The sequence below is a fragment of the Rhodomicrobium sp. Az07 genome, from assembly GCF_018619475.1.
Lineage (GTDB): Bacteria > Pseudomonadota > Alphaproteobacteria > Rhizobiales > Rhodomicrobiaceae > Rhodomicrobium.
This window is the reverse complement of sequence record NZ_JAHFZG010000006.1, coordinates 26,586-47,057: the sequence shown is the minus strand read 5'-3', so window position 1 is coordinate 47,057 and position 20,472 is coordinate 26,586. Positions and strand designations below refer to the sequence as shown.

Below are 20,472 nucleotides of genomic sequence, written 5' to 3'. Positions count from 1 at the left end.
TGAGATCGAACGCGAAGGAGGCTCCCACAGCGGCCCGGCCATGGGGCCGCCCCGTTTTTTGCACGTCATGACTAAAACTTTGCTTTCCTATCCGATCAACAAATAGGAATAAAAACCGATCGCCCGGAAGCAAAAAAATCGTTACACGTCCTATAATTGCATAGGCTCGACAGATCGCCTTCCGGCTGCATCGGAGAAGCTCGCGCGCCAGCGGGATAGATACCCAAAAGCTGTTATCAATCGAAAGGTTGTGACGAAAAAGGTTCGGCATGAGGCGCCAGCGCGCTTGTGTGCCCGGTTCGCGGGCGCTAACGTCCTGACCCAAAGCGTTCCGGCGTGCGAGACCGGGCCGCGTCTCCATCTCATCAGAAGATCGACATGTCCGTTTCCAAAAACACGTCGCCGACGCGACCGAAAGCCGTTTCCGAGAGCCAGTCCGGCGAACATCGCCATGCCACGCCGGTTGCCGCGCCGCCGAAATTCACCCGGCAGGAAGCGCTCCAGTTCCACGCAGAAGGCAAGCCCGGCAAGCTCGAAATCGTGCCGACCAAGCCCATGGCCACGCAGCGCGATCTTTCGCTCGCCTATTCGCCGGGCGTGGCCGTGCCGGTGGAGGCCATCGCCGAAAATCCGCGCCTCGCCTATGATTACACGGCGAAAGGCAACCTCGTCGCCGTCATCTCGAACGGCACCGCGATCCTCGGCCTCGGCAATCTCGGCGCGCTCGCGTCGAAGCCGGTGATGGAAGGCAAGGCGGTGCTTTTCAAGCGCTTCGCCGACGTCGACGCCATCGACCTCGAAGTCGATACGCAGGACGTTGACGCTTTCATCAACGCGGTGCGCTATCTCGGGCCGTCCTTCGGCGGCATCAACCTCGAAGACATCAAGGCGCCCGACTGCTTCATCATCGAACAGCGCCTGCGCGAACTGATGGACATCCCCGTTTTCCACGACGACCAGCACGGCACCGCGATCATCGCGGCGGCGGGGCTCATCAACGCCGTTCACCTCACGGGCCGCGAGATGGCCGACGTGAAACTCGTCGTCAACGGCGCGGGTTCGGCGGGCATCGCGTGTCTCGAACTGATGAAGGCGATGGGCATACGCCACGAAAATTCCACGCTGTGCGACACGTCGGGCGTGATCTATCGCGGCCGCGAGAAGGGCATGAATCAGTGGAAGTCGGCGCATGCCATCGACACGAAAGCGCGCACGCTCGCCGATGCGATCGAGGGCGCGGACGTGTTCTTCGGCCTCTCGGCGGCCGGAGCGCTGACCAAAGACATGGTCGCCTCGATGGCCGACAAACCCATCATCTTCGCGATGGCGAACCCGGACCCGGAAATTACCCCGGAAGAGGTGGCCGAAGTGCGCAGCGATGCCATCGTCGCGACGGGCCGCTCCGACTATCCGAACCAGGTCAACAACGTGCTGGGCTTCCCCTACATCTTCCGGGGCGCGCTCGACGTGCAGGCGAGCACCATCAACGAGCCGATGAAGATCGCGGCGGCCAATGCGCTCGCCGAACTCGCCCGTGCCGACGTGCCCGATGCCGTGGCGAAGGTCTACGGGCGGCGGCTCCGCTACGGCCCGGACTATATCATCCCGGCGCCGTTCGACCCGCGCCTTATCACCGCGATCCCGTCCGCCGTGGCGAAAGCAGCGATGGATTCCGGCGTTGCGCGGCGCCCCATCGTCGACATGGACGGCTACAGGGTGCGCCTTTCAGCCCGGCTCGATCCGGCGGCGGGCTTCATCAACTCGATCTACGATGCGCTGCGTCTGCGCCCGAAGCGCGTCGTCTTCGCCGAGGGCGAGGAAGAACAGGTCATCCGCGCCGCAAGCTCGTTCGCGAACCAGAAGCTCGGAACGCCGATCCTCATCGGCCGGGAGGCGCAGATCCGGCAGGCGTTCTTCATGGCGGGCGTGAACAACGTCGAGAGCTTCGAGCAGCACAACATCGCGACATCGGAGCACAACCAGCAATACGCGGAATTCCTGTATCAGCGGCTCCAGCGCAAGGGCTATCTCTACCGCGATTGCCTGCGCCTCGTGCACAACGAGCGCAACGTCTTCGCCGCCTGCATGGTCGCGATGGGCCACGCCGACGCGATGGTGACGGGTGTCACGCGCAACTGGTCGACCGCGCTTCAGGACGTTCGCCGCGTGCTCGATCCGATGCCGGGCCGCCGCGTGATCGGCGTTTCGGTCATCGTGAGCCGTGGCAAGGTGGTGCTCATCGCGGACACATCGGTGCATGACATGCCGAACGCGCAGGAGCTTGCAGACATCGCGGTGGAAGCAGCGGGCGTGGCCAGCCGCTTCGGCATGACGCCGCGCGTCGCCATGCTCGCCGCGACGACTTTCGGCAACCCGCAGAGCGACCGCTCTGATCAGCTTCGCGGCGCGGTGAAGCTGCTCGACGAGCGCGGCGTCGACTTCGAGTATGACGGCGAGATGGCGGCGGACGTGGCCCTGAACCGCCGGGCGATGTCGCTCTATCCGTTCTGCCGCCTGTCGGATACGGCGAACGTACTCATCATGCCCGCCTTCCACGCGGCGAGCATCGCGACGAAGATGCTTCAGGAGCTTGGCGGCGGGATCGTGATCGGCCCGATGCTGGTCGGCCTGTCGAAGCCGGTGCAGATCGCCTCGCTCGGTTCGTCGGACAACGACCTCGTCAATATGGCGGCGCTTGCGGCCTTCGATGTCACGGGCTGACGATGCAAAAAACCCGTCGCCCTTGCAGGCGGCGGGTGCGATTGTCGGAAGAAAGTTCGACGCGATCAGTCGTCGCGATAGATGCGCTCACGGCGCTCGTGCCGCTCCTGCGCTTCGAGGCTCAACGTCGCAACCGGGCGCGCGTCAAGGCGCTTCACGCCGATAGGCTCACCCGTCTCATCGCAATAGCCGTAGGAGCCGTCATCGATCCGGCTCAACGCCGCATCGATCTTGGAGATGAGTTTCCGCTGACGGTCCCGCGCGCGAAGTTCGATCCCGCGATCGGATTCATGGCTCGCACGGTCGGTTACGTCGGGATGCTGGGTAGAATCCTGAAGAAAATCGAGCGTTTCTCTGCTTTCGCGAAGAATCTCGTCTCGCCAATCCAGAAGTTTCTTCCGAAAATAAGCGCGCTGGCGCTCATTCATGAAAGGTTCGTCTTCAGTTGGCCGGTAGTCCGGAGGCAGATCGACTGCTCCCATGTCGCCCCCTATCGCACGAATGCCTGCCTGGTCCGGCAGGTTCTTGAAGACGCCAAAAACTTGTAATCGCGATGATTGCAGCCCTTATGACGTTCAACGCGTCGCAAGTCAAGATCGCAGCACCGGCGCGAAGGCCCGATACACTTCGCCCGCATCTTGCCACAGTTGTTTGATCAACCGACACCTATCAGAAGTTGGGCGTCCACATTTGCCGGCCACGGCGCGTGGCAGATATTGCTCCGGGAACCCGCCCTTCGCCGCGCCAAAAGGACGGATACGCCCGCGCTCATATGGTAACCAAACTCGCAATACGCAATCTCGTTCACGATCGAGCTCGCTTTCTCGTGACGCTCATCGGCATCCTTTTTGCTGTCGTCCTGCTGGCGGTTCAGCTCGGGCTGTATCTCGGCGCGCGCAAGATGATCGTCGACACCATCGACCACGCGGGCGGCGACATCTGGATAGCCGCCTACGGTTCGAACAGCTTCGAGCAGGCGACGATCCTTCACGGGCGCGAGCGCTTCGCGGCGCTCTCGGTTCCCGGCGTCAGCGCCGTCGAGCCGCTCGTCGCCTCGTTTGCGCCGTGGACGAGAGGCGACACCAGCACCACGAGCGTGGTCGTTGTCGGCGCCGACAACGGCACCCTGTCGCCGTGGAACGTGGTTGAAGGCAGCGTGTCCGCGCTCTCGCCCGACGGCGTCGCGGTCGACCGCACTTATGCAGATACGCTCGGCATTTCGGGGATCGGCGCGGTCGCCGAGATCAATGGCCAGCGCCTTCGCGTCGATGCGTTGACGGACGGCATCCGCTCATTCACCACCTCGCCCTACATCTTCATGTCGCTCGCGAAGGCGCGGGAGCTTCTCTCCGTGCCGTCGGATCAGGCGACGTTCTATCTCGTGAAGGTGCAGCCGGGCGTCGACGTTTCCGGCGTCAAGCATGCGCTCGAAAAGAAGCTTCCCGGCACCTCCATCTTCACCAATGCGGAATTCCGCCAGACGAACCTCGACTACTGGCTGTTCGGTACCGGGGCGGGCGTCGCGCTCCTGGGCGGCGCGGTGCTCGGCCTGATCATCGGCACGGTCGTCGTCGCGCAGACGCTCTATTCCAGCACCAAGGACCACCTCGCGGAGTTCGCCACGCTGCGCGCGCTCGGCTCGTCGTCCTTCTACATTCACAAGGTCATCCTCACACAGGCGACCGTCAGTGCGTTCCTGGGCTACGGGCTCGGCATCGCGGTCTCGTTCGCGGTCGCGCAGGCGAGTCTCCACACGCCGATGCCGATCATGCTGACGCCGCAGCTCGCCGCGATGCTGCTCGTCGTGACCGTCGTCATGTGCGCGGTGTCGGCCCTTTCCTCAATTTTCAAGGTGACGAAGATCGATCCCGCCATGGTGTTTGCACGATGAGAGCGTTTCCCATTCTCGAAGCCCGTCAGATCGTGAAGGAACTCGGTCAGGGCGAGGGCAAGGTGCAGGCGCTGAAGAGCGTCGACCTCGCGCTTCACGAGGGCGAGTTCACGCTTTTGATGGGGCCGTCCGGCAGCGGCAAGACCACGCTGCTGTCGATCCTCGGCTGTCTGCTGACCCCCACATCCGGGACGCTGACGCTCGGCGGCGAAGCGGTCACCCACCGCTCGGCCGAAGACCTCGCGGATCTGCGCCGCCGCCATCTCGGCTTCATCTTCCAGTCCTACAACCTGTTTCCGACGCTCTCCGCGCTCGACAATGTGCGGCTCGGCCTCGACGTGCGCGGCTTCTCATCTCGCGAATGCAAGGAGCGCGCGGCAGAGGCGCTGATCGAGGTCGGCCTCGGTCATCGGCTGAAGGCTTATCCCGGCACGCTGTCGGGCGGCGAGAAACAGCGCGTCGCCATCGCCCGCGCCATCGCGCCGGAACCGCCCGTCATTCTCGCGGACGAGCCGACGGCCGCCCTCGATACCGAAAACGGCTACGCGATCATGGAGCTTCTGAGCCGCGTCGCCGGCAAAAACGGCCGCGCCGTGCTCGCCGTGACGCACGACCCTCGCACCGTTCCCTTCGCCGACCGCGTGATCGAAATAGAAGACGGCATCATCACCGGAGAGCGGAAAAAGCACGCCGCGACCGTCATCCCGGCGCGGCCGAGACAATCGCAGGCGGCTCACGGCAAGGCCGCCCCCTATCAGGATAGAAAGAGACAGGCGCATGCGTAATTTTCGTTCCAATTCAGTGGCGCTCGTCTTCGGCTCGGCTGGCCTCGGCCTCGCCATCCTCATTGCGACCGGCGTTTACCAGCCGGGCGGCGGTCCCGCCTGGTCAGAGCCGCAGCCCGCCGCGCCCGCGACGTCGCTATGGGCGGCGGCCGCGCCCGGCCGTGTCGAACCGAAGGGGCGCGAGCTTCGCATCGCCGCGCCTGTCCATGCGACGATCAAGGACGTTCTCGTCGGTGCGGACGATCATGTGAAAACGGGCGACCTGATGTTTCGTCTCGACGATGGAGAACTCGCCGCGAGACTTGCTGCGCTCGAAGCGCAGGTGGCGGTCAAGCTCGCCGACCGCGACGACGCCAAGGTCAAAGGAGCGGCGCTCGACCGACGCAAGGCGGAAGACGCGGTGTACGATGCCGAGCGCGAAGCCTTCGATTCGCGCATGGACCTCGACGCCACGCTCGCAAGCTGGAAGCAATACAGGACGCGCGAAGCCGATGTTGCGAAAGCGCGCGCGGCTGTCTCCACCGCCGCCGACCGTGTCGAACGCGAGCGGCAGAAGCTCAGGCGCGTGGAAGATCGAGACCCTCCGGCGCTCACGCGTGAGGAAGCGGCGCTTGCCGCCGCGCGCGCGGAAGTGACCGCTATCTCCGCCAATCTCGAACGGCTCCGCGTCCGCGCGCCGAACGACGCGACCGTCCTCAAGGTCGACGCGCGCGCAGGCGAGATGGCCGCCGCGGGGACACCGCTCATCCTGCTCGGCGACAGCGAGCACATGCAGGCACGCGCCGAAGTGGAAGAGCGAGACGTTAGAAAGGTGTTCGTTGGCCAGCGCGCCGTCGTGAAGTCCGAAGCGTTTCCGGATCGCGTCTTCGACGCGCGCGTCGCCACCATGGCGAAAACGCTCGGCGGCCCGCAGCTTACCTCGCGCGGTCCGCGCAAACATACCGATGTCGACATTCTCGAAGTGGTTCTCGACATGGAGCCTGGCGGCCCGCTGCTTCCCGGCATGCGCGTCGACGTGATGTTTCGCGATGCGGAAAGCGCCGAACAGACTTCGCTCGCGAAGGACGTCACCGCGCGGTAGGCGGATCGCTCGTCGCGATTAGTCCAGCGTGCCCGTGCCTACAGCGTCGTGCCGCAAATCAGACGCGGCACGACGCTGTAGGTTTCTGTTGTCGATCACCTTCTCTGCGTCGAATCGAGTCCGATTAAACGCAGGCTGATCTAACGAACCGGCGCGGGCTGAACGGGATTGAGGAAGGGCTGCAATTCGTTCGCGGGCGGCGTTTCCGGGCGCGGACGATAGGGCAACGCCGCGCCATAGCCCGTCATCGGCAGCGGGGAAAAAAGCCGATCCACATCCGCCACGGAAAGATACCGGCCCGCGCAATCGGGCTGCCAACCGGCGCGGAAACGCACCTGAATATCGCGGTACGCGACGTTCACCTTTTCGCCGCCATAGGCCGCGGTGCCGAAGAACATGTGACTCGTCGGCAGGCAGAAGCCCCTTACCAGCAGTTTGAGCTGATCCGCGAAGCCGACGAATCGCTCGGCGAAACTGCGCCCGACGCGATCATATGTCATCACAGGGTTCGACCCGGGCCAAATAAACAGAAAGCGGAATGTGTTCGCTGAAACGGGAGTGATGTTCGTCAACGCGGCGTCGGGTTGACGGCGCGAAACCTCGAACAACTCGGTCATGCTCTTCGGGTCCAGCGAATTGACGATCGTCTTCGCCTGATCCCCCGCGCGGGCCGGAGAATGAAACGCGAAAAGCGCAATAAATGCGGCGGCGGCCAAGCCGAAAGTGAGGTGTCGCATCATGCTCCTGATGTGGGGGCTACGTTGCATTTCCGCCAACATAATCCGGTTATCTTGCGCGGAAATCGGCCCGTCACCGAAACGTTGCAATCGACAAGCCGGTTTTTTTCGCTTACACAAGCCGAATTCCAGCTCAACTGGCGCGGCGGCTAGCGCTCTTCAGCGCGGCAAGAAGGTGCCTTTGATCGCCGTAGAAGGATTTCGCAGAGATGAACATCATCCAGACGCTTGAAAAAGAGCAGATGGCGCAGCTTGAGGCAAAGCGCCGCATCCCGACGTTCCAGCCTGGCGACACGCTGCGCGTCAACGTGAAGGTGGTTGAAGGCACGCGCGAGCGCGTTCAGGCCTATGAAGGCGTATGCATTGCGCGGTTCGGCGGCGGCTTCCAGGAAAGCTTCACCGTCCGCAAGATTTCCTATGGCGAAGGCGTGGAGCGCGTGTTCCCGCTGTATTCGCCGCTGATCGACAGCATCACGGTCATTCGCCGCGGCAAGGTTCGTCGCGCGAAACTCTATTATCTGCGCGGCCTGCGCGGCAAGGCTGCCCGTATCCCGGAGCGCACTGACGTCCGCGCCAAGGCGCTCAAGGCCGAGTTCAAAGGCTTCAAGCGTCCGAAGGGCAACCCGGACGACCTCAAGCTCATCAAGGGCCTGCAGGCCGCTGACGAAAAGCGCCTCGCCGAGCTTAACGTCATCAAGTTCGAGCAGCTCGCGAACCTTACCGACGACGAAATCGCTCTCGTGGACGATTACCTGAAGCTTGGCGGTCGCCTTGAACGCGAAGATTGGCCGGGTCAGGCGCTGAAGCTTCTCGCCGAAACCACGGCGGACGAAGTTCCGGCCGAGGAAAAGGCCGAGGCGTAAGCGATTCGCGGCGAACGCGGTTCATCGCCCGCCAGATGCCGGAAATCAGCAGCGGCAATCAGAACCGCTCAACTAACCGCTTCGGCGGTCAGCTACGGCCGGGCAATGCCCGGCCCTTTTCTTGTCGGGGTGTCGTCATGCGGTTGCGCGATGCGCGGGCATGCCGCCGCTTGGCGCGATCCTGGGCCGTCTTCGATCCTGGGCGGAAATGAGTGGGCATGGCCGAAGAGAGAATCCCGGTTAGATAGGAGTCGGCGTTGCAGAATCGCGGAGTGCGTCTTCTCTTCCACGCGGCGCGCCCTGACAGTATGGGGAAGACATCATGAAGAGATTTTGCGTTTTCTGCGGATCGAGCCGGGGCGTGGACCCGGCCTATGCCGAGGCCGCGCGCCAACTTGGTGTCACGCTCGCCGAAGCCGATATCGGTCTCGTCTATGGCGGCGCGGCCATCGGCCTTATGGGCGTTCTGGCCGATGCGTGCCTGGAGGCGGGCGGTACGGTGACGGGTGTCATCCCAGACGCGCTGATGCGCAAGGAGGTCGGGCATGCGGGCCTGTCGGACCTTCGCATCGTAGGCTCGATGCACGAGAGGAAGGCGCTGATGGCGGAGCTTTCGGATGGCTTCGTCGCGCTGCCGGGCGGCATCGGCACGCTTGAGGAGATTTTCGAGGTCTGGACGTGGGCGCAGCTTTCCGACCATGAAAAGCCATGCGCGCTTCTCAACGTGAACGGCTTTTATGACGGCCTGGTCGGCTTTCTGGACCATGTCGTTGCGCAGCGTTTTCTTCGCCCGCTGCACCGCGACATGCTGATCGTGGCGGACGATCCCGGCGCTCTGCTTTCGGCGCTCGACGCTTATCGCGCGCCCGCCGCCGTCAAGTGGATCGAGGAAAGCGAGTATTGAGCCGACGCGTTCACCGCGTCGCGACGAAGAAGAAGCGCGGGAACGGCAGCAGCACCGTGCCGTCGTCGAGCGCCGGATAGGCTTTTGCCAGTTCCTCGCGATAGGCGGCAAGAAACGCGGTCTGCTCGTCCTCGTCGAGGGGCTTCAGGAATGGCCGCGCGCCTGTGCCCTTCACCCACTCGACGATGGCGTCGTGGCTCTCCATCACGTGCAGATAGGTCGTGCGCCAGATGTCGACACGCGACGCATAAGGCTTCAGCAGGCGGTAATACCACTCAGCGCGCGGCAGAGGGTTCCTGAGCTTGATCGCCTTGCCCAGCTTGGCGACATAGGCGGGCGTGCCCGCGACGGTCCGCAGGCTCGCATGCGACGGCTCGGCGAGGTTGTCCGGCATCTGCACGGCAAGCGATCCGCCCTCCGAAAGCCGTTCCGCGAGCCGCGGCAGGAGCCGCTCATGCTGGCCCACCCATTGCAGCGAGGCATTCGCGTAGATGAGGCCCCACGGCCCCGGCTCGCTCCACTCCTCGATGCGCCCGAAGCGGAATTTCACGCCGGGAAGGCGCTTCTTCGCCGCGTCGAGCATATCTGCGGAACTGTCCACGCCCACGATGTCGGCTTCCGGGAAGCGCCCGGCGATGAGTTCGGTCGAATTGCCCGGCCCGCAGCCGAGATCGGCGGCGCTCGCGATCACCTCGGCGGGCACGGCGTTGAGCAGGTCGCGCGCGGGGCGCGTGCGCTGATCCTCGAATTTCAGATATTGCTCGGACGACCACGGCATGCACGCCTCCGATTGCACATCGCTCAAGCAGCAGCGCTTCGCCAGCGAGCTTATCATGATTTGTCGCTCCAGCAGCGCGGCCATTGATGGCCAGAGACGTCATGAATGGTGGCAAGGTGGTGAGCGCGGTCTGGCGTGAATTGGCGGCAGCAGCCGAATCCCAAGCCCTGTCAGTGCGTTACCCGTCAGCCGTCGTCGGCTGAAGCTTCGCGAGTGCGCGCACCTTGTACTTCACCAGCTCCGTCATTTCGCGAGCCTGATCCAGGCTAGCGATTCTTCTCCAGCCATTCGGCGATGGCGCGGCTTGTCAGTTCGTCCTCGCGCTTGCCGCCGAGCGCCGCGCCGTCGCGCACCGGCACGATGGAGGTTGCGAGCCCCGTCGCGTCGTCGATCTCGATGAACGCGCCGCAGATCGTGGCGGGCCCGAGCGCGGGCGTGAACCGCCCCGAGGGGATGCGCGTCAGGAAGCGATGCACCGGCTCTTCCTTGTCCATGCCGATGACGGAATTATAGTCGCCGCACATGCCAGCATCCGTGAGATAGGCCGTGCCGCCGGGAAGCACGCGCGCGTCGGCCGTCGGCACATGCGTATGCGTGCCGATGACAGCACTCACGCGCCCATCGAACGCCGCGCCGAGAGCCTGCTTCTCCGATGTCGCCTCCGCGTGGAAATCGATGAAGATCGCGTCCGCGCCGCGCTTGAGCGGGCAGGCGGTTATCTCCCGCTCGACCATCTTGAACGGATCTTCGAGCGGATCCATGAACACACGGCCCATGACATTCAGCACAAGCACATCGGCGCCGTTCGCGGCCCGAAAAAGCCCCGCGCCAAGGCCGGGCGTGCCTGAGGGGAAGTTCAGCGGACGCAGCATGCGCGGCTGACGGCCGATGAAGACGAGCGCTTCCCGCTGGTCCCACACATGATTGCCGGTGGTGACGACGTCCGCGCCCGCATCGAGCAGATCTTGGCATATCACCTCGGTGATGCCGAAGCCGCCCGCCGCGTTCTCGCCGTTGACGATGACGAAATCCGCCGCCAGCCGCGCGCGAAGGTCGGGCAACGCCTCGCACACTGCATTGCGGCCCGCGCGGCCGAGCACATCGCCGAGAAAAAGAAGGCGCATCAGGAAGCCCCGCAGGTGAGGAGGCGCCTCGGTGTCAGCACCATGTCGAGCGGCTGATCCAGCGGTTCGGCGGGAATGGCGGGAAACTCCTGTTCATCGAATGCGACGCCAACCGCCAGCACGCGACCATCGGCGCGCATCGTGCCCAGCGCGACATCGTAGAAGCCTGCGCCGTAGCCAAGGCGATTGCCCCGCGCGTCGAAGGCGAGAAGCGGCACGAAGATGACGGACGGATGCAGTTCCTCGACCGTTTCCGGCGGTTCAAGCATCCCAAACTTTCGGCGTTCGAGGGGCGCGTCGGGCGTCCAGGCGTGAAAGGTGAGCCTCCGCTCCGGGTGCGAGCGCGGCAACGCGATGGGATAGCCGCGCGCATGGAGGGCTGCGAGAAGCGGCACCACGTCGAGTTCGTGACGGAAGGGATGATAACCGGCGACGACCGGCCGACCTTCAAGCGCTGCGACGAGGCGCAGTCCCGCCTCGGCCAGCGCTTCAGCCGCGCTTTCGCCCGCCCGAATCCACGCTTCGGAACGGCGCACGAGAGCCTGCGCACGGAGCCGGATCTTGATCCCCGATACCGTGTCGAGGCCGTGAATCGCTTCTGTCAGCACGAAAACCGGTCTTGAATAATGGAGCCGCGAAGGCCGTCGGGGCGTTTCGATCCCCTGGGTCCCTGGCTAGCAGGTGGGCGCCGAATATCCGAGGCCAGGGCCTCGGTCAGGGTCAGCTCCCTTAAGGATCTTATAGGGCCCGGGTATTCAGTGAGCCCCTAACGCACCCCGCAGCTATCGAGATATAAATGACGCAGCGGAAAATGCTAGCCCCAGCGGCGGCCAAAAGCTAAAAAACAAAGCGCATTTGCGTAATTCGAGTGGTGCGCGCTTTTATCGACGTCCGGCTGGACGTCTATCCATCTTGTTCGGCGTCAACGTCGCAATGAAGGAGCCGCAATGACGAGCATCAATTACATGGCAGCCATCGGCCGCATCATGATGGCGCTGATATTCATTGCCTACGGATTTTTCCATTTGCTGCAGAAGGACGAGACGATCGCTAAATTCGCGTCGATCAGCATGATCGAGCCGACGGCCGTCTATTACATCGCGACATCGATCGAGATTTTCGGCGGCATCTTCCTCGCGCTGGGCCTCGGCACCCGCTACGTGGCCCTCATCCTCGCGTTTTACATACTCGTGGCCGCGATCGGGTTCCACAGCAATCTCGGCGACTCCAACCAGCTTCAGCACTTCATGAAGAATATCGCTCTCGCGGGCGGCCTCATTCAGGTCTTCGCCTTCGGCTCGGGCGGTTTTGCGCTGACGCACAGCCGCCCGAAATAAGGCGCGCGGGCGGAGGCTTACGAGCCGTTCGAGATCCGCGGCAACGGTTCCACCCGTGCAGCCGCGGCTTCGAGCGCCCGCGACAGGTCGCGCTGCATCGCCTGCGCGCCGCCTTCGATGACGTGGTAGGCGCGCCCGTCCGCGAGTTGGCGCAGCCGCTGCAACTCCGCTTGGGCATCGGAAAGCTGATCGGCCAGCAACAGGGCCGCCATGAGAAACAGGCGGTCGTCCTGCGCGGATTTCGCGTTGCCATTGAGCTTCTGGATCAGTGCATCGATTTCGCGGGCCAACTCCTGAACGCGGGGTTCTTCCCCGTCGCGGCATGACAGCCTGAAACTACGACCGTTAACGACAAAAGACACTTGGGCCATCGACGCCCTCCTTCGTTACATCACGCTTCAAGCCCGACTTTGCCGCATCGGCTTGAGCACTCGCGAATCACGGGACACATGTCGGCTAGTGGGTTCGATGAAATCGAAAAGCTACCGGTAACTTAACTCCATCAGGGTTAAAATATCGTGCCAACCCATCGTGCATTATGAGTGAAGGTCGTAAAAAATCGGTAAATGCTTCTTAACCTTGATGCGATGCCATGCCCTCCGGTAAGCTGCAAGGCGGCCGAGTAGCCCTCCTTGCAGGGCGCGAATGCGATCATGAAGGGAGCCGCGACATCGATTTCGAGCGAAACCGACGCTTGGAACATGACGATGAAACATTTTTGCGATTTGATGGTGCGCGAAATGCTCCTGTTCGGCCGTCGCGGCGATGCGGCCGCGCCTCTCCCGGGCAGGTTGAAGCGGCGGAGAGAAAAATTGCGACTTTACGAAACTCTTTCGAGGCGGGCAGTGTGGAGCTACCGGATCGCAGCCCTTTCGGTGCTCGTATTCGCCGGCGGTTTCATCTGGCATCGCTTTTTCGGCCTGGCAACACCGCTCGCCTTCAAGATCATGGGCGCGGCAATCGCCGGGGCAATCATTGCCGCGGTCCTTGCAGTCGCCGCTCTTGTCGCGATCTGGAAAGACGGCGATCGGGGCGCGGGCCGGGCAACGGCCGCTCTTTTTTTCGCCGCTCTCGTGCTGGCGGCTCCGTTGTGGTCGCTTCCCGCGCTGGTCACGCTTCCCCGCCTTTACGAAGTGACAAGCGATCCGGCGGCCCCTCTCGCCTTCGATCGTGTCGCCAGAATCCGCCAGGGCCAGGCTAACCCTGTGCGCTACGAAACGGCATTCGCCCCGCTTCAGGCGCAGGCCTACCCGGACGTGAAGCCGCTTATTGTCCAGCGGCCGCTCGTCGACGTCTACACCTCCGTCCGCGATGTCGTGAAGACGCTCGACTGGCAGATACTGGAAGAGCAAGCGCCCGAGGCCAGGAGGGCGGGCCGCATCGAGGCCGTGGATAAAACCCTCCTTTTCGGCTTTCTGGAAGATGTGGTGATCCGCGTCACGGGCAATTCGGAGTCGGCGCGCGTCGATATCCGCTCGTCTTCGCGTTTTGGCCAGCACGACCTTGGCCGCAATGCCGAGCGTGTACGGCGGTTCATGGCGGAGGTGAAGAGCCGTCTCGCCGCTTTGGAGCGTCTTGAGCGCATGGAGCGTGTCGTGGCTGCTCGTCAGGCCGAAGAGAAAGAGAAGGCAAAGCCCGGCACCGGGAGCCGAAAGCGCGACAACAACTGATCGAACGCACTTTTGTCAGAATAACCTCTCACCGGAGTTCTTAACTGGATTTCATCTACAGCCCTTTCTCGCGATAAATTGCGTCGTCCGCTCCCGCATAGAGTATATTTATCTCTTGTGTCATGCGCGGTGAAAAACTCGAACGTTCATTGCCACAAACGCGAAAACAACTTCGCTCCATTTCGATTCCCCGATTCAGGAACGTTGCCGCCCCCCTCCACGTTTTCCTTGACACGCGCGCCCGATCATGAGAACGAAACGATACGGATAGAGAACATATATCGAACTTAACGTCGTAGTCGGATCAAGTCAACCGCGTGAATCGAAATGTGCTGCGGAAGGAGTTGAACCATGGGGCTTCTGGTTGAAGGCGAATGGAAAGATCAGTGGTACGACACAAGCTCGTCCGCCGGTCGCTTCGAGCGTCAGGAAAGCCGGTTTCGCAACTGGATTACACCTGACGGAAGCGCTGGGCCAGGCGGCGTGGCGGGCTTCAAGGCCGAGCCGGACCGCTATCATCTCTATGTCTGTTACGCCTGCCCCTGGGCTCACCGTACCCTCATCTTTCGGGCGCTGAAGGGGCTTGAAGACCTGATCCCGATTTCGGCTGTGAACTGGTACATGGGTTCGGAGGGGTGGACTTTCGAACCGGGCCCCGGCGTGATCCCGGATACAGTCAACGGCGCGACGCGTCTTCACCAGATCTACACAAAGGCCGACCCGCACTATTCCGGCCGCGTGGTCGTGCCCGTGCTCTGGGACAAGCAACGGCAGACAATCGTCAGCAATGAATCCTCCGAGATCATCCGGATGTTCAACTCCGCCTTCGATGGCATCGGCGCGAAACAAGGCGACTATTATCCCGAGTCACTGCGCCCGGAAATCGACGCTCTGAACGCCGAAATCTACGATCGCGTCAACAACGGCGTCTACAAGGCGGGATTCGCCACATCGCAGGAGGCTTACGAGGAGGCCGTGCGCCCGCTGTTCGAGACACTGGACAAGCTCGAAGCGCGGCTCGCCTCAAACCGCTATTTGTGCGGCGAACGTATTACCGAGGCGGACTGGCGATTGTTCACAACGCTTCTACGTTTCGATCCCGTCTATGTCGGCCACTTCAAATGCAACATCCGCCGTATCGCGGATTATCCGAATCTCTGGGGCCTCACGCGCGAATTGTATCAATGGCCGGGCGTGAAGGAGACGGTCAATTTCCAGCACATCAAGGGACATTATTATCAGAGCCACAAGACGATAAATCCGACAGGCATCGTGCCGGTCGGGCCCGACATCGATTACGGCGCGCCGCACGGCCGCGACAGGCTCCCGGCGGCGGCCGGTGCGGCGTGACGGCCGACACCGAGCGCGCGTTCGAGGCGCTTCCAGGCGTCCGCGCTGCCCGGAATGCCGAAACGCAGCCACGAGGGCTCGTACTCGAAGCGCCGCACGAGGATGCCATGCGCGCCGAGGCTGTCCGCGAGCGCGGGTGCTTTCGCGCACGCGACGAGGCGATAGAGGGTCGTTCCGCCGACGATTGCGCATCCCGAATCCGCGAGAAGGGCGTCGAGGCGCGCGGCATCGGCGGCGAGACGCAAGCGGGCCGCTTCGAGCCACGCGCCGTCGTTGAGAGCGGCCGTGCCGATGGCTAGCGCGGGGCCGGAAACCGCCCATGGGCCGAGCATGCCCCGAAGCCGCGCAGCGAGGGCCGGCTCCGCCATGGCGAAGCCGAGACGCACGCCCGCAAGCCCGTACATCTTGCCGAAGGAGCGCAGCACGATGGTGGACGGCGGCAGCACCGGGACAAGGCTCGCACCCGGCTCCGACACATCCGCGAACGCTTCATCGACAACGAGCAGGCCGCCGCGCCGCGCGAGCGAGGCGGCCCATTCGGAAAGCGCTTCGGGGGCCATCAGTCGGCCGGTCGGATTGTTCGGGTTGACGACCACGACGGCCCCCGCGCCGTGTGTTTCCGCGAGCGAGGCGACCTCTCGCACATCGTGCCCCTCGCGCCGCCACGCCGCCGCATGCTCGGCGTAGGTCGGAGAAAGCACCGCCACCCACGGCCGTGCGCCTTCATCATGTTCGGCAGTATCCCCCCTATTCGGAATAGGTCGCGCGGAAAGGGACGCCATCAGCCTCGGCAGAATCTGGATCAACGCCTGCGTACCGGGCGCTGCGACAACGCAGTCCGCGCCGGTCGCGCCGTAACGCGCCGCCGCCGCCCGCAGAAGCTCGCGTTCTTCGGCGGCCAGCGGCAGCCGCGTCCACGCCTCCGCGCCGATCTCCGGCACCGGATAAGCCACCGGGTTGATGCCGGTCGAAAGATCGATCCACGGCTTGGGTGCGTTCGGCCAGCGCCGCCGCGCCTCGTCGATTGCGCCCCCATGGGCAATGATACCGCTCGCCGAAGCATCGCCTCGGTCGTCCGCAAGCGAGCGCTCGCCCGGATTTTTTTCGTCCCGGCGATTTCCCGCAGCCTCGGCTTCATCTATAGGAGCGTTACATTTCATCGCGCGTCCGCGCTTTCGCCTTTGGATCATGTTCGTCACGCTCGCCCTCATCGCGCTTCTGGTTGAAGCCGCAGCAGGTTACCCGCCAGCGCTGTTCCGCGCCGTGGGCCATCCGGTGACGTGGATCGGCGCATTCTTATCATGGTGCGACCGGAACTTGAACCGGCCAGCGTGGACGTTCGCGCAGCGGCGCGTAGGCGGCGTCGTCACGCTCGCGCTAATGCTTGGCGCAACGGTCGCGATCAGCGCCGGTCTATGGGCCGCCCTCGAAAGCGCCCTGCCGCCGCTTGCCGCCATCGTCGTCGGCGGCATTCTCGCGAGTTCGCTCCTCGCGCAGCGATGCCTCGCCGAGCACGCAGAGGCTGTCGCCGACCGGCTCGAAGCGGATGGGATCGACGGCGGGCGCGAGGCCGTGACCTTTCTCGTCGGCCGCGACGTGTCCGCGCTCGACGAGGCAGGCGTCAGCCGCGCGGCGGTGGAAAGCCTCGCCGAGAATTTTTCGGATGGCGTTGTCGCGCCTCTGTTCTGGCTGGCGGTGGGCGGGATTCCGGCAGCGGCTGCCTATAAGGCCGTCAATACCGCCGACAGCATGATCGGCCACAAGTCCGAGCGTTATCACGCCTTCGGCTGGGCGTCGGCGCGGCTCGACGATCTCCTGAACCTGCCGGGCTCGCGCCTTGCCGCGCTGTGGCTCGTGCTTGCCGCGCTGCTTCAGCCTTCCGCCTCCGCCGAAAACGCTCTGCGTGCCGTGTTCCGCGACGCCCGCCGTCATCGCTCGCCCAACGCGGGCTGGCCGGAAGCCGCGATGGCGGGCGCGCTCGGCTTCAAGCTCGGCGGCCCGCGCATCTATGGCGGCACGCTGGTGGAGGACGCATGGATGGGTGACGGGCGAAGCGCGCTCGCGGCGGAGGACATCCGCGCGGCGCTGCGCCTGTATCGCACGGCGTGCCTCATTCAGGCGAATGCGCTTGCAGTCGCCGTCGTTGCCTTCACCGCGCTTTGAGGCTTCCGGCATTCCACGCGCCCCGATTGCGTTTGACAGTCCGCGCGCGCGTTGGCTAACTGCATTTTTGCCGGAGCGCCAAGCCGATCTATTGAGCCGATCCGACTGATCCGAGCCACGTCCATGTCCGCCCCGAAATCGATGACCGACGCCCAGAAGCCCGCACCGAGGGACTATATCCGCGACGGAGCCGAGATCTATCGCCGCTCCTTCTCCATCATCCGCAGCGAGGCCGACCTCTCGCGCTTCGACGAGCTTGAGGCGAAGGTCGCCGTGCGCATCATCCACGCCTGCGGAATGGTCGATGTGGTGAACGACCTCGACATGATGCCGGGCTTCGCCGCCGCCGCGCGCGAGGCGCTGCTGAACGGCGCGCCGATCCTCTGCGACGCGAACATGGTGGCTTTCGGCGTCACGCGCGCCCGTCTGCCTGCGAGCAACGCCGTGATCTGTACGCTTGCGGATGAAACCGTGCCCGACCTTGCGAAGGACATCGGCAACACGCGCTCGGCCGCCGCGATGGAACTGTGGCGGCCCCATCTCGAAGGCGCGGTGGTCGCCATCGGCAACGCGCCGTCCGCGCTGTTCCGCCTCCTCGAAATGCTGGACGAAGGCGCGCCCAAGCCCGCCGCGATCATCGGCACGCCGGTCGGCTTTGTCGGCGCGGCCGAGTCGAAGGACGCGCTCGCCGCCGATGGCCGCGTCCCGTATCTCGTGGTGAGAGGCCGCCGGGGCGGAAGCGCCATGGCCGCAGCGGCCGTCAACGCGCTTGCGAGCGAGAAGGAATGAGCGCGCTCGACCTTATCGCGGGTGGCGCTACCGGCGGCACGCTCTACGGGATCGGCGTCGGGCCGGGCGACGTCCGCTATATGACGCTGCGCGCGGCGGGGCTTATCCGCTCGGTCGATGTGCTCGCGTGTTTCGCGAAGGAGGGCCGCGAAAGCTGCGCCCGCGCCGTGGCCGCGCCGCTGATCGAGCCGGACCGCGAGGAATTGACGCTGTATTATCCGGTCACGACCGAAGCGCCGGTTGATGACGCCGCCTATACGAGTCCGATGCGCGATTTCTACGAGGCGTCGGCGGAGCGGCTGGCTGGGCTGCTTCGTGCAGGCAGATCGGTCGGGCTGATGGGCGAGGGCGACCCATTTTTTTACGGCTCGTTCATGCATATGTGGCGGCGGCTTGATCGCGAGTTTCCGGTGGAGATCGTGCCCGGCGTCATCGGCATTTCGGGCTGCGCGGCTTCGGCCAATGCGCCGCTCACCTGGGGCGACGACGTGCTGACGGTGTTGCCCGGCACGCTTGACGAGGCGACGCTCGCTCGCCGTCTCGCGGACACAGACGCCGCAGCCATCATGAAAGTCGGCCGCAACCTCGCGAAGGTGCGCCGTGCCGTGGCTCAGGCAGGGCTTCTCGACCGTGCCATCTATGTGGAGCGCGGCACCATGCCCGGCGAGCGCATCGCGCCGCTGGCCGAGATCGAGGCGGCGAGGGCTCCCTATTTCTCCATGATCCTCATCCCCGGCAACGGGAGGCGCATATGACGGGCTCGCTCGTCATCGTCGGCGTCGGGCCGGGCGATGCGGACTACACCACGCCCGCCGCGAGCCTCGCGCTGGCGGAAGCGACCGACCTCATCGGCTACGGCCTCTATCTCGACCGCGTGCCCGAGCGCGAGGGGCAGACGCGCCACGCATCCGGCAACCGCGTGGAAATCGACCGCGCGCGCCATGCGCTGGAGCTTGCCGCGCAGGGGCGTCGGGTTGCCGTCGTCTCAGGCGGCGATGCGGGCGTTTTCGCCATGGCGGCAGCCATCTTCGAGGCGGTCGACGCGGGCGATCCCGCTTGGCGCGCGCTCGACATCCGCGTCGAACCGGGCGTGACCGCGATGCTGGCCGTGGCGGCGGCGGTCGGTGCGCCGCTCGGCGGCGATTTCTGCGCCATCTCGCTTTCCGACAATCTCAAGAGCTGGGAGACCGTAGAGCGCCGTCTTCGCGCGGCGGCGGAAGCGGATTTCGTCATCTCGCTCTACAACGCGAAGTCGCTCGCGCGGCCGCATCAATTGGGCCACGCGTTCGACATCCTGCGCAGCGTGAAGGCGGACGAAACAATCGTGCTGTTCGTGCGCGCGGCGGGCACGGCGGAGGCGCGCGCGACCATCACCACGCTCGCCGAAGCGGACCCATCCATCGCCGACATGCGCACGCTCGTCATGATCGGCGCGAGCACCACGCGTCTCATCGAGCGCGACGGCGCGCGACCCTGGGTTTATACGCCGCGTTCGGAGCGCACTCCCGCATGAGACCCGCGCGCGGCGAGCTGCGTTTCGAGCCACGCCATCGCTTCGGCGGGCGAACCGAGCGCCTGGCCCGCTGGCTTCTCGGGCCGCTCGATAATCACCACGGGCAGGCCGAGCGCGCGCGCCGCCTCGATCTTGCCGTAGGTTGCCGCGCCGCCCGAGTTCTTCGAAACGATCACATCGAACCCGCCTTCGCGCATCAGCCGCAACTCGGCTTCGGCGTCGTAGGGGCCGCGCGCCTCGATGAAGGCGAGGTCCGGCGGCAATGGCACGTCCTCGGGCCGGTCGATCACACGCGCGACGTAACGATGCTGCGGAGCGGCTGCGAAGGCGGGGAGTTCGAGGCGCCCCACCGTGAGAAACACATTGCGCCGCGCGTCGCCAAGCGCGGCGGCGGCGGCTTCGGGCGATGGAACGGAAATCCAGCGGTCGCCCTCCCGCCGCGCCCATGCGGGACGGACGAGGCTCGCAAGCGGAACGCCCGTCGCCTCCGCCGCCTTCACGGCATTGGCGGAGATGCGCGCGGCGAAGGGATGCGTTGCGTCGATCATCGCTGCGATGCGCTCGTCGCGGAGGTATGCCGCGAGGCCGTGCGCTCCACCGAAGCCGCCGATGCGGTATGGAATGGGCGGCGTTGCGGGCGAAGCGGTGCGGCCCGCGAGCGACAGCGTCGGCTCGAACCGCGCGTCGCCCGCCAGCAACTTCGCGAGCGCGGAAGCATCAGCCGTGCCGCCAAGGATGAGAAGTCGCATCGTAAACTCTCACGCTA

General features: G+C 64.6%; 22 protein-coding genes and 1 other RNA gene. 14 read left to right on the top strand and 9 right to left on the bottom strand.

Annotation, left to right across the window (positions count from 1 at the left end; all coding sequences use genetic code 11):
* Positions 1 to 378 precede the first annotated feature (378 nt).
* Entirely contained in the window at positions 379 to 2,721 is a 2,343-nt protein-coding gene (locus KKP04_RS06085; protein WP_215028027.1) for an NADP-dependent malic enzyme, read from the top strand.
* Positions 2,722 to 2,786: 65 nt separating this feature from the next.
* Here the strand turns inward: KKP04_RS06085 and dksA are convergent, their stop codons facing one another.
* On the bottom strand, positions 2,787 to 3,203 hold the full coding sequence (gene dksA / locus KKP04_RS06080) for an RNA polymerase-binding protein DksA (protein ID WP_215028025.1): 417 nt from the start codon (positions 3,201 to 3,203) through the stop codon (positions 2,787 to 2,789).
* Positions 3,204 to 3,493: 290 nt separating this feature from the next.
* Between dksA and KKP04_RS06075 the strand changes: the two genes are divergently transcribed.
* From KKP04_RS06075 to KKP04_RS06065, 3 genes are read left to right on the top strand one after another with little or no spacing between them, the layout of a single operon-like run.
* On the top strand, positions 3,494 to 4,612 hold the full coding sequence (locus tag KKP04_RS06075; protein ID WP_215028023.1) for an ABC transporter permease: 1,119 nt from the start codon (positions 3,494 to 3,496) through the stop codon (positions 4,610 to 4,612).
* A complete protein-coding gene (locus KKP04_RS06070) occupies positions 4,609 to 5,397 on the top strand; it encodes an ABC transporter ATP-binding protein (RefSeq protein ID WP_215028021.1) in 789 nt (262 codons plus the stop codon). Before KKP04_RS06075 ends, KKP04_RS06070 begins: the two co-directional genes overlap by 4 nt.
* Positions 5,390 to 6,478: an HlyD family secretion protein gene (locus KKP04_RS06065; RefSeq protein ID WP_215028019.1), complete on the top strand. Its 1,089-nt coding sequence runs from the start codon at positions 5,390 to 5,392 to the stop codon at positions 6,476 to 6,478. Before KKP04_RS06070 ends, KKP04_RS06065 begins: the two co-directional genes overlap by 8 nt.
* Positions 6,479 to 6,618: 140 nt before the next feature.
* Here KKP04_RS06065 and KKP04_RS06060 read toward each other — a convergent pair whose 3' ends face one another.
* Complete coding sequence (locus KKP04_RS06060; protein WP_215028017.1) at positions 6,619 to 6,978, bottom strand: hypothetical protein; 360 nt, start codon at positions 6,976 to 6,978, stop codon at positions 6,619 to 6,621.
* 177 nt (positions 6,979 to 7,155) lie between these two features.
* Here KKP04_RS06060 and KKP04_RS06055 point away from each other — a divergent pair, with 177 nt between their 5' ends.
* The 3 genes from KKP04_RS06055 (at position 7,156) to KKP04_RS06045 (ending at position 8,982) form a co-directional block, all read left to right on the top strand.
* Positions 7,156 to 7,368, top strand: coding sequence for a hypothetical protein (locus tag KKP04_RS06055; protein ID WP_215028015.1), 213 nt, complete (start codon positions 7,156 to 7,158; stop codon positions 7,366 to 7,368).
* A gap of 56 nt (positions 7,369 to 7,424) precedes the next feature.
* A complete protein-coding gene (rplS, locus tag KKP04_RS06050; protein ID WP_215028013.1) occupies positions 7,425 to 8,078 on the top strand; it encodes a 50S ribosomal protein L19 in 654 nt (217 codons plus the stop codon).
* A gap of 322 nt (positions 8,079 to 8,400) precedes the next feature.
* Complete coding sequence (locus KKP04_RS06045; RefSeq protein WP_215028011.1) at positions 8,401 to 8,982, top strand: TIGR00730 family Rossman fold protein; 582 nt, start codon at positions 8,401 to 8,403, stop codon at positions 8,980 to 8,982.
* 10 nt (positions 8,983 to 8,992) lie between these two features.
* Here the strand turns inward: KKP04_RS06045 and tam are convergent, their stop codons facing one another.
* The 4 genes from tam to ssrS all read right to left on the bottom strand — a co-directional run bounded on the left by tam (position 8,993) and on the right by ssrS (position 11,672).
* The gene (tam, locus tag KKP04_RS06040; protein WP_215028009.1) at positions 8,993 to 9,760 is read right to left on the bottom strand and encodes a trans-aconitate 2-methyltransferase; all 768 of its coding nucleotides are present in this window, start codon (positions 9,758 to 9,760) and stop codon (positions 8,993 to 8,995) included.
* Positions 9,761 to 10,026: 266 nt separating this feature from the next.
* Positions 10,027 to 10,884 carry a TIGR00282 family metallophosphoesterase gene (locus KKP04_RS06035; protein ID WP_215028007.1) on the bottom strand — a complete coding sequence of 286 codons (858 nt, stop codon included), beginning with the start codon at positions 10,882 to 10,884 and terminating at the stop codon, positions 10,027 to 10,029.
* On the bottom strand, positions 10,884 to 11,492 hold the full coding sequence (locus KKP04_RS06030; RefSeq protein WP_215028005.1) for a 5-formyltetrahydrofolate cyclo-ligase: 609 nt from the start codon (positions 11,490 to 11,492) through the stop codon (positions 10,884 to 10,886). The genes KKP04_RS06035 and KKP04_RS06030 overlap by 1 nt, the downstream gene beginning before the upstream one ends.
* 17 nt (positions 11,493 to 11,509) lie before the next feature.
* Positions 11,510 to 11,672, bottom strand: a non-coding RNA gene (gene ssrS, locus KKP04_RS06025) — 6S RNA.
* A gap of 159 nt (positions 11,673 to 11,831) precedes the next feature.
* Between ssrS and KKP04_RS06020 the strand changes: the two genes are divergently transcribed.
* Positions 11,832 to 12,221: a DoxX family protein gene (locus KKP04_RS06020; RefSeq protein ID WP_215028003.1), complete on the top strand. Its 390-nt coding sequence runs from the start codon at positions 11,832 to 11,834 to the stop codon at positions 12,219 to 12,221.
* Between the two features lie 17 nt (positions 12,222 to 12,238).
* On the opposite strand, the gene zapA is transcribed toward KKP04_RS06020, so the two are convergent.
* The gene (gene zapA / locus KKP04_RS06015; RefSeq protein ID WP_215028001.1) at positions 12,239 to 12,592 is read right to left on the bottom strand and encodes a cell division protein ZapA; all 354 of its coding nucleotides are present in this window, start codon (positions 12,590 to 12,592) and stop codon (positions 12,239 to 12,241) included.
* Between the two features lie 441 nt (positions 12,593 to 13,033).
* On the opposite strand from zapA, the gene KKP04_RS06010 reads away from it, so the two are divergent.
* Together KKP04_RS06010 and KKP04_RS06005 are read left to right on the top strand one after the other, a co-directional pair.
* Entirely contained in the window at positions 13,034 to 13,891 is an 858-nt protein-coding gene (locus tag KKP04_RS06010) for a DUF1499 domain-containing protein (protein ID WP_215028000.1), read from the top strand.
* 351 nt (positions 13,892 to 14,242) lie between these two features.
* Entirely contained in the window at positions 14,243 to 15,241 is a 999-nt protein-coding gene (locus KKP04_RS06005) for a glutathione S-transferase family protein (RefSeq protein ID WP_215027998.1), read from the top strand.
* Here the strand turns inward: KKP04_RS06005 and cobD are convergent.
* The gene (gene cobD / locus KKP04_RS06000; protein WP_215027996.1) at positions 15,187 to 16,401 is read right to left on the bottom strand and encodes a threonine-phosphate decarboxylase CobD; all 1,215 of its coding nucleotides are present in this window, start codon (positions 16,399 to 16,401) and stop codon (positions 15,187 to 15,189) included. The two genes, KKP04_RS06005 and cobD, sit on opposite strands and share 55 nt — an antisense overlap.
* 28 nt (positions 16,402 to 16,429) lie before the next feature.
* On the opposite strand from cobD, the gene cbiB reads away from it, so the two are divergent.
* The 4 genes from cbiB to cobJ all read left to right on the top strand — a co-directional run bounded on the left by cbiB (position 16,430) and on the right by cobJ (position 19,706).
* Complete coding sequence (gene cbiB / locus KKP04_RS05995; RefSeq protein ID WP_215027994.1) at positions 16,430 to 17,404, top strand: adenosylcobinamide-phosphate synthase CbiB; 975 nt, start codon at positions 16,430 to 16,432, stop codon at positions 17,402 to 17,404.
* A gap of 123 nt (positions 17,405 to 17,527) precedes the next feature.
* Positions 17,528 to 18,193 (top strand): precorrin-8X methylmutase, encoded by a 666-nt coding sequence (locus tag KKP04_RS05990; protein ID WP_215027992.1) that lies wholly within the window; start codon positions 17,528 to 17,530, stop codon positions 18,191 to 18,193.
* Positions 18,190 to 18,948: a precorrin-2 C(20)-methyltransferase gene (locus KKP04_RS05985; protein WP_215027990.1), complete on the top strand. Its 759-nt coding sequence runs from the start codon at positions 18,190 to 18,192 to the stop codon at positions 18,946 to 18,948. Before KKP04_RS05990 ends, KKP04_RS05985 begins: the two co-directional genes overlap by 4 nt.
* Positions 18,945 to 19,706, top strand: a complete 762-nt coding sequence (cobJ, locus tag KKP04_RS05980; RefSeq protein WP_215027988.1) for a precorrin-3B C(17)-methyltransferase — start codon at positions 18,945 to 18,947, stop codon at positions 19,704 to 19,706. Before KKP04_RS05985 ends, cobJ begins: the two co-directional genes overlap by 4 nt.
* Here the strand turns inward: cobJ and KKP04_RS05975 are convergent.
* Positions 19,673 to 20,455, bottom strand: coding sequence for a cobalt-precorrin-6A reductase (locus KKP04_RS05975; protein WP_215027986.1), 783 nt, complete (start codon positions 20,453 to 20,455; stop codon positions 19,673 to 19,675). The two genes, cobJ and KKP04_RS05975, sit on opposite strands and share 34 nt — an antisense overlap.
* Between the last annotated feature and the right edge of the window lie 17 nt (positions 20,456 to 20,472).